Annotated in this window: 10 protein-coding genes and 1 tRNA gene; 4 read left to right on the top strand and 7 right to left on the bottom strand. The window is 71.2% G+C overall.

The annotated features are described in order from the left end of the window. Window positions 1–55: 55 nt before the first annotated feature. The 7 genes from ACZ7DY_RS13490 to ACZ7DY_RS13520 all read right to left on the bottom strand — a co-directional run bounded on the left by ACZ7DY_RS13490 (window position 56) and on the right by ACZ7DY_RS13520 (window position 8,195). Window positions 56–712 carry a LuxR C-terminal-related transcriptional regulator gene (locus ACZ7DY_RS13490; RefSeq protein ID WP_471134020.1) on the bottom strand — a complete coding sequence of 219 codons (657 nt, stop codon included), beginning with the start codon at window positions 710–712 and terminating at the stop codon, window positions 56–58. Then, window positions 694–2,019 (bottom strand): sensor histidine kinase, encoded by a 1,326-nt coding sequence (locus tag ACZ7DY_RS13495; protein ID WP_471134023.1) that lies wholly within the window; start codon window positions 2,017–2,019, stop codon window positions 694–696. The genes ACZ7DY_RS13490 and ACZ7DY_RS13495 overlap by 19 nt, the downstream gene beginning before the upstream one ends. Before the next feature lie 488 nt (window positions 2,020–2,507). Beyond that, window positions 2,508–4,169 (bottom strand): AMP-binding protein, encoded by a 1,662-nt coding sequence (locus ACZ7DY_RS13500; RefSeq protein ID WP_471134025.1) that lies wholly within the window; start codon window positions 4,167–4,169, stop codon window positions 2,508–2,510. 55 nt (window positions 4,170–4,224) lie between these two features. After that, entirely contained in the window at window positions 4,225–4,692 is a 468-nt protein-coding gene (locus ACZ7DY_RS13505) for a DUF3592 domain-containing protein (protein ID WP_471134026.1), read from the bottom strand. Between the two features lie 126 nt (window positions 4,693–4,818). Next, a complete protein-coding gene (locus ACZ7DY_RS13510; protein ID WP_471134029.1) occupies window positions 4,819–5,421 on the bottom strand; it encodes a lytic polysaccharide monooxygenase auxiliary activity family 9 protein in 603 nt (200 codons plus the stop codon). Between the two features lie 187 nt (window positions 5,422–5,608). Then, window positions 5,609–6,778 carry an SPFH domain-containing protein gene (locus ACZ7DY_RS13515; protein ID WP_471134030.1) on the bottom strand — a complete coding sequence of 390 codons (1,170 nt, stop codon included), beginning with the start codon at window positions 6,776–6,778 and terminating at the stop codon, window positions 5,609–5,611. Between the two features lie 112 nt (window positions 6,779–6,890). Further along, window positions 6,891–8,195 (bottom strand): peptidoglycan-binding protein, encoded by a 1,305-nt coding sequence (locus ACZ7DY_RS13520; RefSeq protein WP_471134032.1) that lies wholly within the window; start codon window positions 8,193–8,195, stop codon window positions 6,891–6,893. Between the two features lie 209 nt (window positions 8,196–8,404). Here ACZ7DY_RS13520 and ACZ7DY_RS13525 point away from each other — a divergent pair. The 4 genes from ACZ7DY_RS13525 to glxA all read left to right on the top strand — a co-directional run bounded on the left by ACZ7DY_RS13525 (window position 8,405) and on the right by glxA (window position 13,449). Then, a tRNA-Lys gene (locus ACZ7DY_RS13525) sits at window positions 8,405–8,478 on the top strand. 92 nt (window positions 8,479–8,570) lie between these two features. Further along, window positions 8,571–9,284, top strand: coding sequence for a FadR/GntR family transcriptional regulator (locus ACZ7DY_RS13530; protein WP_471134034.1), 714 nt, complete (start codon window positions 8,571–8,573; stop codon window positions 9,282–9,284). A gap of 299 nt (window positions 9,285–9,583) precedes the next feature. Beyond that, window positions 9,584–11,515 carry a glycosyltransferase family 2 protein gene (locus tag ACZ7DY_RS13535; RefSeq protein ID WP_471134037.1) on the top strand — a complete coding sequence of 644 codons (1,932 nt, stop codon included), beginning with the start codon at window positions 9,584–9,586 and terminating at the stop codon, window positions 11,513–11,515. Continuing rightward, window positions 11,512–13,449: a radical copper oxidase GlxA gene (glxA, locus tag ACZ7DY_RS13540; RefSeq protein WP_471134040.1), complete on the top strand. Its 1,938-nt coding sequence runs from the start codon at window positions 11,512–11,514 to the stop codon at window positions 13,447–13,449. Before ACZ7DY_RS13535 ends, glxA begins: the two co-directional genes overlap by 4 nt. Window positions 13,450–13,542: the final 93 nt, after the last annotated feature.

Genomic DNA, 13,542 nt, shown 5'->3' on the forward strand with positions numbered 1-13,542 from the left:
TGCCGACTTGTGTCCCTTCCCCACGATTCCCTCACGCCGTCACGCCCTCGTGCCGTCACGCCCTCAGGTACGTCAGGACCGCGAGCACCCTGCGGTGCGTTCCGTCGGCCGGCGGCAGGCCCAGCTTCCCGAGGATGTTGCCGATGTGTTTGCCCACCGCCGCCTCGGAGACGACGAGTTCACCGGCGATCGCCGCGTTCGACTTCCCCTCGGCGACGAGGGCCAGCACCTCGCGCTCGCGCGGCGTCAGCCGCTCCAGCGGGTCGCGGCGGCGGCGCAGCAACTGCCGTACGACCTCCGGGTCGACGACCGTCCCGCCCTCCGCGACCCTCGTCAGACCCTCGACGAACTGCTCGACCTGGCCCACCCGGTCCTTCAGGAGGTAGCCGACGCCCGTGCCGTCGCCGGTGTCCAAGAGCTCGGCGGCGTAGGACCGTTGGACGTACTGGCTCAGCACGAGGACGGGGAGCGCCGGACGTCCCGCCCTGAGGGCGACCGCCGCGCGCAGCCCCTCGTCCTGGAACCCCGGCGGCATCCGCACGTCGGTCACCACGATGTCCGGCTCGTACGCCGACACGGCGTCCCGCAGCGCGTCCGCGTCGCCGACGGCCGCGACCGTCTCGTGCCCGAAGCGGCCGAGCACGGCCACGAGCCCCTCGCGCAACAGCACGCTGTCCTCGGCGAGTACGACTCTCAGCCTTCGGTCGGACAAGGCGGCTCCACGGGGATCTCGACGGACAGGACGGTCGGGCCGCCCGGCGGGCTGGCGACCGTCAGTGTGCCATCGAGGACGGCGAGACGATCGGCGAGGCCGGTGAGGCCCGTTCCGCGGTCCGGGTCCGTGCCGCCGCGGCCGTCGTCCCGCACGTCTATGCGGAGCACGCCGTGGGGGGTGGGTTTGGGGGCGGGGGCGGGGGTGGTGGTGGTGTGGGTGAGGGTGATGTGGGCCCGGGTCGCCTCGCTGTGCTTGGTGATGTTCGCGAGTGCCTCGCGGACCGCGAAGTACGCGGCGGATTCAACGGCTTGGGGCAGCCTCGGCACGGCGCCCCCGGCGGTCTCGACGGTCACCGGGACGGGCGAGCGGTCCGCCGCGTCCTCGACCGCCGCGGTGAGGCCGTAGTCGGCGAGGACCTGCGGGTGGATGCCACGGATCAGTTCACGCAGTTCGGTGAGGACGCGGCCGGCCTCGTCGTGCGCCACCGCCAGTCGTTCGGCGAGCGGGCCGTCCGGCGGCGCGTCGAGCCGGGCGAGGCCGAGGGTCATGGTCAGCGCGACCAGGCGCTGCTGCGCCCCGTCGTGCAAGTCCCGCTCGATGCGGCGGCGTTCGGCCTCGAAGGCGTCGACCAGGCGGGCGCGGGAACGGGTCACCTCCGCGAGACCGGCGGCGAGTTCCGCTTCGCGCGGGGCGAGCAGGAGGCGGGTGAACGCGGCGCGGAGGGACGCGTACGTGCCCAGGGGGCGGGTGAGGACGAGCAGGAGCGCGAGGCCCAGCAGTGCGGTGCCCGCGGCTGCGGGCCAGCTGTCGACGAGCCACAGCTTGGCCGGGCGGATTCCGCCGCCGCCCGCGCCACCGGCCAGGGCGAGGTGGACGGGAGCGGCGGCGAGCAGCGCGGGGAGGGCGACCGTGCAGGCCAGGACGAGGAGGTCAAGGGGCCACAGGACGACGGCGAGCAGCACGGCGTACGCGAGCTCGCGCCAGGTCGCCGGCTCCGTCAGCCGGAGGCGGATCCAGGCGGGGATGCCGGGGGTGGCCGGGGTGCGGTGGGGGGCCGGGGCGGGGGGTGTGGCGGGGGTGAGGAGGGTGAGGCGGCGGCGCTCGACGGCGGCGACGGGGAGGCCGGTGAGGGTGAGGGCGCCGAGGAGGGGGAGGCCGATGAGGACGAGGGTGAGGGCGAGGCCGGCGGTGGTGAGGGCGAGGCCCACGAGGAGGAGGGCGGCGCCGAGGAGGGCTCCGCTGAGGAGGTAGGCGGCGCTGCGCCATGGGTGGCTGGGAGTGGGGTGGGCGTGGGCGTGGGCCACGAGGACGCTCCGCCCGCGGATCCGACGACTTGCCCTCACGCTGCCCCTCCCCCGGCCGAGGCTCCTACGGTATGCGTCCACGGGTTGTGCTGGTGTCGCCTGGGGTTCGTTTGTGGGTGCGGGGCCGCGGGGGTATGTGCGTACTCGCTATCCCTGCGCCGCGCTGCACGAACAAAGACGCCATGGTTGGCTCGGTGCTCCGTTCGCACATACCCCCACGTCCCCTCCCGTCTTGCACGCGCCTGCGGCCCGGTGGGTCCTCAGGCCCCGCCCCCGCCGACTCCAGCCCGGCGGCACGGGGTAAACGCACCCCCCACCCCACCCCGACTCCAACCCGACGGCACGGGGCAAACGCCCCCCGTCCCCGCCCCTACTCCAACCCTGCGGCGCGGGGTAAACGGGTGGGTGGGTGGGAAGCATCCGCCGCGGAGCGGCGGGCTTGGGGCTCCTACGGGAAAGGGAAGGCGCGGGGGAAGACGTCGCCGGGCTCAGAGGTCCAGTGACCCCGCGCGGCCCCGCGCCTCGTACTCGGAGAGCAGGGTCGTCACGTCGGACGGCGTGAGGCGGCGGTAGGCGGGCGAACCCGGGGGGCGCCACCAGACGGGGTCCCCGCACCGGAAGCCCTCGCGCCGCAGGACCCCGCGGGCGACCTTGTTCGTCGCCGTCACCGGCATCCGCGGGACCACCCGTATGAAGCGCGGCGCCATCTTCGTGCCCAGGTCCGGTTGGCAGAGCAGGAATTCGGCGAAGTCGAGCGGGTCGAAGGAGGAGCCGGGCGGCGGGGCGAGCGCCGCCATGACCTGGTCGCCGGCGACCGGGTCCGGGACCGCGTAGACCGCGACCCCGGCCGCCCCGGCGTACCGCGCGAGGATGTTCTCGATCATCGCGGCCGCGAGGTTCTCGCTGTCCACCCGCAGCCGGTCGTCCGTGCGGCCGGCGAAGTAGAGGTAGCCGTCGGCGTCCCGGTAGAAGAGGTCTCCCGTCCAGTACCAGCCGTCCCGCAGGCGTTCCGCCTGGGCCCGCTCGTTGCGCCAGTACCCCTCGAAGGGGTTGGGGCCGCGGTTGACCAGTTCGCCGATGGCGGCGCGGCCGTTCAGGAGGCGGCCGTCCGCGCTGAACCGGGCCGCTTCGCACTCCCGCCGCGTGGCGGGGTCGACCACGGCGAGGTCGTCGCCGGGTGCGGCGCGGCCGATCGCGCCGGCCGGGGTGCCCGGGGTGCGCTGGATCGCCGCGCCGCCCTCGGAGGACCCGTACCCCTCGACGAGCCGTACCCCGAACCGTTCCTCGAAGCGTGCCGCGTCCACCGCCCCCGCCTCGGTGCCGAAGCCGACCCGCAGGGGGTTGTCCCGGTCGCCGGGGCGTTGCGGGGTGGCGAGGATGTACTGGACGGCCCGGCCCACGTACGTGAAGTACGTCGCCTCGAAGTCCCGTACGTCGGAGAGGAATCGCGAGGCGGAGAAGCGGGCGCGCAGGGCCACGCCTGCGCCCGCGGCCAGCGCGGGCGCCCAGTCGGCGATCACCGCGTTGCCGTGGAACATGGGCATGCAGATGTAGTGGGTGTCGGAGGGCCTGATCCCGAAGTGGGTGACCAGCGAGGCGCCCGCCGCGGCGAGTCTGCCCTGGCTGCAGATGGCCGCTTTGGGGGCGCCGGTCGACCCGGAGGTGAAGTAGAGGAGCATGCGGCTGCCCGGGTGCACGGTCCGCGCGGTCTCGGGCTTCGCGTCCGCGTAGGGGGCGAGGAGTTCCCGGTAGGCCGCGGTGTCGGTCACCAGGACGCGTACGCCGGGGAGTTCGAGGCCGGACAGGAGCGGCAGATGCGTCCGTTCCGTGACGAGGACGCGGCAGTCGGTGTGCAGGATGTCGCGGGCCAGTTCGGGGCCGCGCCGGGTGGGGTTGATGCCCGCGACCGCCGCTCCGGCGAGTGCCGCCGCGCTCAGCCACAGGGGGTATTCGGGGGTGTTGTCGAGCAGGACGCCGATGTGGGGCTCGCCGCGGGGCGGCAGGAGGTCGGTGAGGAGCGCGGCTCTGGCTGCCGCGCCCGCGGCCACCTGGTGGTGGCTGAGTTGCCCGCCCGCGAACCGCAGCCCGGTGCGGTGGTCGCCCCACCGGGCCCGTACGAGATCGGCGACCGTCGTTCCGGTGGACTCCATGGTGCGGCACGGTAATTGACGTACCGTCAGATGTGGAGTGTGCCGGCCCGTCCTGTTACGGCATGTCGCTGAAGACGTCGTCGGCGAAGGAGTCGTGCGCCGTGACCATGAAGAAGACACAGAAGGCCAGCATCAGGCCGAAGAAGCAGAGCATGCCCACCGTGCCCGCCGCCATCGCGAACGGGCGGGGCGGGCGCGCGGTCGCCGCCTCGGGGCGTCCTGCCGTGTAGTGCACGGTGACGATGTCGCCCTCGACGGTGGTGGACGGGCCGTCCTCCTCCTCGAAGCGGACGGTTCGGCCCTCCCGGGTGGTGAACTCGTAGACGTGGTGCAGCGTCGTGGAGATGCGACCGTCGTCGCCGTGGCCTCTGGTCGTGGTGTACGTCCGCAGGCACCGCGCCTCGGCGGTGAGGCCGCTGTTCCAGGCCCGGTTCACTTCGGTGGAGCGTTTGACCACCTTGGCCGCCCCGAGGATCACCACCACGGCGATGAAACTGGGCACGGCGTAGAACATGAACTCCATGAGGTTCCCCCGATGTCCTGGTCCTGCCGTGCGCGTGGCACGTGCACGGTTCTGCGCACGCCGTGAGGTCGGCACGGCGTGCGCAGAACCTACCCGCGGGGTGGGGGGAAGTTCCTCAAGCGATGCTCAGAACTGAACGTCCGAGCAGGCGTAGAAGGCGTTCGCCGTGTCCGCGATGGTCCAGACGGCGACGATCACATGGTGTCCGCTGCGCCCGCCGGGGATGGTGCCGCTGTGCGAGAGGGTCGCGGGCGGCTGCTGGCTGTTGTACGGGACGGTGAGGAACGGCGTGGTGTCCAGGACCGCCCTGGTCACCGCCTTGCTGTCGTCCCATCCCTGCTTGGTGATGTAGTACTTGAAATCGGTGGTGCGGTGGCGGGCGGTGAACTGCCAGCGGAAGGTGTAGTTCTGGCCGCCGCTCACCTTCGTCGTCGGCCAGGCCCCTCCCCCTGGTGCCTTGGGTGAGTTGAGCTGGTCGAAGCCGGCTATGCCCGCCGAACAGATCTTGCCGTCGGCCGGTCCCGCGGCGGGGAAGCCCTTGGGGCCCTCGACGCTCTGCGGCTCCCACTGGATGGAGCCGCAGCCGGTCACCACGCCCTTGGCGCAGTTGATCTGCCGGCTTGCGGGCAGGTCCGTGTAGCCGTGGCTGCTGGCGCCACCGGCGGAGAGCGCGAACGCGCCGACCGTGCCGAGACCGACCAGGGCCGCGTACATCTTCTTGTTTCGCATGTGCCGCTCCTGCCGAACGTGGGGAGTTCCGTGGGACGTGCGCGCACTGCGGTCTAGACCAAGTCTCAGATTATTGCCGTTAGTTGAACATGTCCATACCAATCGCGGAGAGGTTCCGTCCGCATGACGCATCCCCTCAACAGGATTGAGGGGATGGGCTGTTGGGGTTTCCGGTGAGGTCTCGTCGTCAGCGGTGTTCGCCGTGGCCCGTGTAGAACGCCACCGTCAGGTCCTTCACCAAGGCCTTGCGCTCGTAGTCGTCCAGCTCCACCAGACCCCGCGTGGTCAGCCGCGTCACCGTGTCCTCCACCGAGTCGACCACCGAGGTCAGCACCGTGTCGCGGTGGCGTGCGTCAAGCGCAGCGACCCGGCGGCGCTGCATCGCCGCCGCCACCTCGGGGGCGTACTCGATCAAGGTCGGCTGGGCCGAGAAGATCTGGACGCCGACCGCCGCCGCCTCCGCCGCGAGCGCCCGGGTCAGCGCGACCCCGACCGCCTCCGCGTCGCGCAGGGTGGGCGCCTCGTCGTGGAAGGCGTCGGCGGGCAGCCGCGAGAGGACCCGCGCCGTGGCCGCCTCCACGCACTCCCGCAGATACTCCTGGTGGTCCTCGACCGCGAACGTCGCCCGCGCGGGGTCCCGCACCCGCCACACGACGAGGACCACGACGCGCAGGGCGACCCCGGCCCGGTCCACGGCCGGCATCGGTTCGCTCCTCCAGTGCCGAAGCCGTACGTCGACACGGCGGCGCAGCAGCAGCGGGTTCACCCAGAGCAGGCCGGTGCGGCGGACGGTGCCCCGGTAGCGGCCGAAGAGGCTGAGCACCCACGCCCTGCCGACCCGGCCGCGGGCCAGCCCGCCGAACCCGAAGAGGCCGAGCGTCCCCGACCCGGCCAGCGACGCCCACTGCGCGGCGCCGAGCCCCGCGCCCCCGTCACCGGGCAGCCCCGTGACCCGCAGCGCGGGCTCCGGCAGCACCCCCGCCCACCACAGCGAGAGCGCGCACCCGGCGACGCCCGCGCAGCCGCCGAGCACCCCGGCGAGACCGGGCAGCACACGCGCGCGCCGCTCCACGAGCGCGGGGTCGGCCTCGGGCACCGGGCGCGCCGGCGGGTCGAAGGCGGGCGGGACGGGCCGCCGGGGGGTACGGGGCTGCTCACCGGTGCCCTGCCTGCGCCGAACCACGGCCGGCGGGAGTGGCACGCCCGTCGCGTCGTCCGGGTCGTCGCGGAAGAGGAGGTGGACGGGGATCTCCGTGGTGGCCTCGGTCTGGATGACCCGGGGCGGCCGCGCGGCGGCCGGCCCGGGCGGCCCGTCGGACCGCGCGGGCTGTGGCTGGGAAGCTGCCGTCGCACTCATCCGTGCCTCCGACTCATTCGTGCCTCGTTCTCTCTCGTGCCCGCCCGGCGCCCACGCCCGGGCCCCGGGCCCCTGCCGGTCCCGCGCCCCGGCGCGGCGCCTCCCGGTCCGGTCACCGGAACAGCCGCCGCCACGTCTCCGGCCCCGGATAGCCGTCGGCCGCCGCGCCCCGCCAGCCCTGGGCCCGCTGGAACGCCTCCACGGCGCGCCGGTCGCTCTCGCTCCAGGCGGGGCCGGGGCCCCGGGTGTAGTACCTGCCGTAGCCCTTCTTCACCAGCTGCCCGCCGAGCCGCTCGATCGCCGGGTCCGTGCTGCCGGGGCGGAAGACGCCACGGCCCGGGTAGGCGGGCGCACCGGCGGCGCCGCCGTTCGCCGCGGGGATGTCCCGGCCCTTGCCCGTCATCAGGTACGCCCACGTCCTGGGCCCCGGCAGCCCGTCCGCGTCCGCGCCCCGCCACCCCTGCGCCTGCTGGAAGGCCTGCGTCGCCCTGCGGTCCGCGTCGCTCCAGCGCGGGCCGGGGCCCGAGCGGTAGAAGCGCTTGCCGCCGCGGGCGATCAGCGCCTCGCCGAGCCGCGTCACGTACGTGTTGTTCGCCCCGGGCCCGAAGGCGCGGGCGCCGGGGTACCGCGTCGTCGTGGCGTCCGCGCCGCTCGCGGGCCCGTCGCTCACGCCCTTGTGGCGATAGGCCAGATAGCGGTCCCCATTGGTCCAGTAGGCATAGGGGGTGGCCTGTTTCCTGGTGATCGGGCGGGTCTGTTCGTAGGCGAGATAACGCGTGTGCGCGGTGTCCGACCAGCCCCCGAAAATCGTCACGTGCGAACCCTTCGTGGGATTCGCCGGATTGTGGAAGAGGAGAATGTCGCCGGGTTGCAGCTGTTCCTTCTCGATACGGACGGCGTACTTGCCGAGGCTGCCCGTCCATTCGTTGCCGCTCAGCTTCCAGGCCATCGAGACGAAGCCCGAGCAGTCCTGCCGGTAGCCGTCGGACCAGAACGCGCCCATGTCGTACGGCACCTTCGCCGCGACCCACTTCTCCGCCCGCGCGATGATCTCCGCCCGGGTCGTCGCCGGGGCCGCCGCGACGCCGGGCGGACCCGGGGTGGGGCTCTGCGCGCCGCCGTACAGCGGGGCCGCGGCGCCCTGCGGGCTGTCCGGGTCGCCGTCGGCCGGGTCCTGCCCCCGGGCCGCCGGGGCGCCCGCCACCTCGGCCGACGCCGCCGCGGGCAGCGCCTGGCCGCCGAGGACCGTGCCGGCCGCGGCGGCGAGCACGAGGGCGCGGCGCGCGCCGTGCGCGGCGGGGTGGCCGCCGAGCCGCGTGGGCAGGGAATGCACCGCCATACGGCGCCAGTGAATACAGCCGGGACAATCACAGTCGCTCTCGGGAGTGAATTCCTCGAATGCCGGAGCGGCCGCCATGCGATTCCCCTCACACCCCACAAAAGAATCTCCGCGCATCTGCACGTCCGTCAGTTTCTCAACTGTCCCGCGATACCGCATGTTGACGGTCCGAATGATGGATCGGCCCCCGGCACGCCTCTGTGGGGGTCCGCGCGGCACCCCGGCGGGCGCCCGCCGGGTGGTTCGGAGCACCCCCGGACATCCGGTAGAGTTCTCCGGGTCAGCAGGCGCCGCTAGCTCAGTTGGTTAGAGCAGCTGACTCTTAATCAGCGGGTCCGGGGTTCGAGTCCCTGGCGGCGCACAGACAGCGAAGGCCCTCCGTTCACGCGGGGGGCCTTCGTCGTACGTGCGTGCGGGGGCCGGCCCCCGTATCCGTACCGCTACCGTTGCGCCATGGCGCGCGACATCCAGGAGCGGATCAAGAAGCTCATCATCGATGCGAGGCTGCCCTCCGGGGCCTCGCTGCCGACCGAGCCCGAGCTGATGGAGCGCCTGGGGGTCAGCAGGAACTCCGTCCGGGAGGCGCTCAAGGCGCTCCAGGCGATGGGGATCGTGGAGATCCGGCATGGTTTCGGCACGTATGTCGGGCCGATGTCGGTCGCGCCGATGATCGAGGGCCTCGCCTTCCGTACGGTCGCGGGCCACTACCGCGGCGAGGACAGCCTGCTCCAGCTCCTGGAGCTGCGCGAGGCCGTGGAGACCGGGCTGATCGCGCGGCTCGCGGGCCGGGTCCCGGACGGGGACCTGGCCGAACTCGACGCCTTGGTCGCCCGGATGGAGTCGGAGGCGGCGTCCCCGGAGGGAGCCGTGCGTGCCGAGACCGACCGCGCGTTTCACGCCACGCTCTACCGCGGCCTCGGAAATCTCCTCCTCGGCGAGGTCCTGGAGGCGTTCTGGGATGCTTTTCACCGGGTTCGCACCGATCTGGTGGACGTGCCGCAGGACCCCTGGGTCACCTGCCGCCAGCACCGCGAGATCCTGGAGGCCGTGCGCTCGGGCGACGCCCACCGGGCCGAACGGGCGGTGCGCGAGCACTTCGGCAACATCAGGACCCGGCTGAGCTCACCCGTCCCACCAGACGCCCCGAATCGCACAGATGACCGGTAAACTCCTTGTTTTGGCCTTGCGATCATGCCATAGGGCGTAGAACCCTGTCCCGGAGCCACTGGCTCTCATGAGGCGGACGATACGGGGCAGTTGGGGACCCGAAACGGCCGCGGCGGGACAGGGGACGGGGGTCCCGTTCATGAAGCGATGCCGAGGGGGGCATCATGCAACCGGAAGGTCGCCGTTCCATGTCTAAGGAGACGGTGGCCTGCCACTGATGCGTTCGTGAAGGTCGAGGGGGCCCAAGCGGACGGAACGACCTACGAACACGCGGGGGACCGCGTGCGGGGGGATGACTCATGACGTCGACGCCGACGGGCGCGGGCGCGCAGCGGAACGACCCGACAGAGACGACCCAGCTCAGGGTGGACTCGTACCGCACGGGTGGCTTCCGCAGGATCAAGAAGACCCTGCCGCGGTACGACTACGAGCACTACAGCAGACTCGCCGGACCCCTGACCCAGCCCGACCCGAACAAGCCGTACCGGGTGAAGTACCGCTCGCTGCTCTCCCAGGAGCCGCACAAGGTACGGGCCGCCCTCATGCTGGGCGCGGCGCCGCTGCTCTCGCTCGTGCTGCTCGGCTGGCTGCTGCAGCCCGAGCACTGGACCAAGCGGGACTACGTCGCCAACGACTGGCTGCCGGCGCTCGACGTCGTCATGCTCATATCGATCGGGCTGATCGAGTTCTTCCGCTGCATGAACGTGCTCTCCAACGCCCACGCGACGCTCGTCGCCCGCGACCCGATACCCGTGGTCCCCGAGACCGGCACCCGCGTCGCCTTCCTCACCTCGTTCGTGCCCGGCAAGGAGCCGATCGAGATGGTGACGAAGACGCTCGAGGCCGCGGTCAAGATCCGGCACCGCGGTCTGATGCACGTCTGGCTCCTCGACGAGGGTGACGACCCTGAGGTCAAGGAGGTCTGCCGGCGGCTCGGCGTCCACCACTTCTCCCGCAAGGGCGTGGCGAAGTGGAACATGGCCAAGGGCCCGCACCGCGCCAAGACCAAGCACGGCAACTACAACGCCTGGCTCGACGCGCACGGCGACGAGTACGACTACTTCGCCTCGGTCGACACCGACCACATCCCGATGCCGAACTACCTGGAGCGGATGCTCGGCTTCTTCCGCGACGAGAACGTCGGCTTCGTCATCGGCCCGCAGGTCTACGGCAACTACGACAACTTCGTCACCAAGGCCGCCGAGTCCCAGCAGTTCCTCTTCCACGCGCTGATCCAGCGGGCGGGCAACGCCTACGGCGCCCCGATGTTCGTCGGCACATCCAACGCCGTGCGCATCAAGGCGCTGAAGCAGATCGGCGGCCTGTACGACTCGATCACCGAGGACATGGCGACGGGCTTCGAGATCCACCGCGCCACCAACCCGGCGACCGGCAAGAAGTGGAAGTCCGTGTACACCCCGGACGTGCTCGCGGTCGGCGAGGGCCCCAACGCCTGGACGGACTTCTTCACCCAGCAGCTGCGCTGGTCCCGCGGCACGTACGAGACGATCCTCAAGCAGTTCTGGAAGGCGCCGTTCTCGCTGCCCCCGGGCCGCCTCTTCAACTACACGATGATGGTCATCTTCTACCCGATGTCCGCCATGAACTGGATCCTCGCGGCGCTGAGCTGTGCGCTGTTCCTGGGTCTCGGCGCGTCCGGCGTGAACATCGACCCGACCATCTGGCTGATGCTGTACGGCAACGCCTCGGCGCTCCAGATCGGCCTGTACATCTGGAACCGCAGGCACAACGTCTCCCCGCACGAGCCGGAGGGCTCCGGCGGTGTGGCGGGCATGGTGATGTCGGCCCTCTCCGCGCCGATCTACGCCCGCTCGCTGCTCGACGCCGCCCTGCGCCGCAAGAGCAAGTTCGTGGTGACCCCCAAGGGCGACTCGGCGAGCCCGGACACGCTGTTCGGGACCTTCCGCATCCACCTGTTCTTCATCCTGGTCTTCGCCGGCTCGATGGCCGCCTCCTTCGTGTACGGGCACGCGCACCCGGCGATGATCACCTGGGCCACGTTCGCCCTGCTGATCACCGCGGCGCCGATCTTCGCGTGGCGGTACGGCATGCGGCAGGAGAAGAAGAAGCCGCGCCCGCCCGCGCCGGACGTGGCCCTCCCGCAGCAGCGTGACGCCACGGCGCCGCTGCCGCACGCCCCGCAGCAGAAGCCGACGTGGGCCGCGCCCGACCAGACCATGCAGATTTCCCTTGGGGGACGTAAGAAATGAAAGACCGTTCCAGCCGCCGCCGCGCCCGCCGCATCGCGATAGGCGCGGCGGTCGTCCTCGCGCTGGCGGGGATGAACGGCCCGTGGCTGTGGCGCGTGGGCTCCGAGAAGTACCACGACTACAAGATCAACAAGCCGGAGTACAAGGCGGACAACGGCCATTGGGACGTGGTGAACTTCCCCGAGGAGTACCGCCAGAACACCATTCACGCGGCGCTCCTGCACACGGGCAAGGTCCTGCTGGTCGCGGGATCGGGCAACAACCAGAAGAACTTCGACAAGAAGAAGTTCGACACGCGGCTGTGGGACCCGGTCAAGAACACGATCAAGAAGATCCCGACGCCCACCGACCTGTTCTGCACCGGCCACACCCAGCTGGGCAACGGCAACCTGCTGATCGCGGGCGGCACGCAGCGCTACGAGAAGCTGAAGGGCGACATCACCAAGGCCGGCGGCCTGATGATCGTCCACAACGAGGACCCGGACGAGCCGAAGACGATCCCGGCGGGCACGAAGTTCACCGGCAAGAAGAACGGCAAGACGTTCGTCTCCCAGGACAACATCCTGGTCGAGAAGGCGAAGAAGGTCTTCGACAAGCAGACCGGCGCGTTCCTGCGCACGGAGCCCGGCCTCGGCCGGGTCTACGTGGAGGCGCAGAGGAGCGGCACCAAGTACGAGACGGGCACCCAGGACAACTACCGCATCCAGGGCCTGAAGGGCGCCGACACCCGCAACGTCTACGGCATGGCGCAGAAGCTCGCCCTGGACAAGAAGGACTTCCAGGGGATCAAGGACGCCTTCGAGTTCGACCCGGTCGCCGAGCGGTACATCAAGGTCGACCCGATGAACGAGGCGCGCTGGTACCCCACGCTGACCACGCTCACCGACGGCAAGATCCTCTCCACCTCGGGGCTGGACGAGATCGGCCAGCTGGTCCCGGGCAAGAACGAGGTGTACGACCCGAAGACCAAGAAGTGGACGTACACCAAGGGCATCCGGCAGTTCCCGACCTACCCGGCGATCTTCCAGATGGCCGACGGGCGGCTCTTCTACTCCGGTTCCAACGCGGGGTACGGCCCCGACGACGTCGGCCGCAAGCCCGGCATCTGGGACCTGAAGACCAACAAGTGGCAGGGCATCCCGGGCCTGAGCGACAGCAAGCTCATGGAGACCTCCGGCACCGTCGAACTGCCGCCCGCGCAGGACCAGAAGTACATGGTGGTCGGCGGCGGTGGCGTCGGCGAGTCCGACGAGTCCAGCAAGAAGACCCGCATCGTCGACCTGAAGGCCGAGAAGCCGATGTTCGCGGACGGGCCCGAGCTGGAGAAGGGCACGCGCTACCCGCAGATCTCCACGCTGCCGGACGACACCGTGCTGATCTCCGGCGGCTCCGAGGACTACCGCGGGCGCGGCGCCTCCAACATCCACCAGGCGCGCATCTACGACGCGAAGACCGGTGAGATGAAGCGCGTCGCCGACCCCGAGGTGGGCCGCAACTACCACTCCGGTTCGATCCTGCTGCCCGACGGCCGCGTGATGTTCTTCGGCTCCGACTCGCTCTACGCGGACGCGGCCAACACCAAGCCGGGCGTCTTCGAGCAGCGCATCGAGATCTACACGCCGCCGTACCTGTACCACGGCTCGCGGCCGAGCCTCGGCAAGGGCCCGGAGACGATCAGACGGGGCGGCACGGGCACGTTCCCGACCAAGGACGTCTCGTCCGTCAAGACGGCCCGCCTCATCAAGCCGAGCGCGTCCACGCACGTCACGGACATCGACCAGACGTCGATCGCGCTCGACCTGAAGAAGAGCGGGGACTCGGTCTCCGTGACGGTCCCGAAGAACCGGTCGCTGGTGGAGTCGGGCTGGTACATGCTGTTCGTGACCGACGGTCAGGGCACGCCCAGCAAGGCGCAGTGGGTGCGGGTGCCCTAGGGGCGCCCGGAGGGCGCGTTTCAGGGGCGCGGGGAACTGCGCGAGCAACCACGACAAAGCCGCAGTCGCGTCTGCCAGGTGACTCGGCAGATG

The sequence above is a fragment of the Streptomyces sp. NPDC037013 genome, assembly GCF_055607265.1.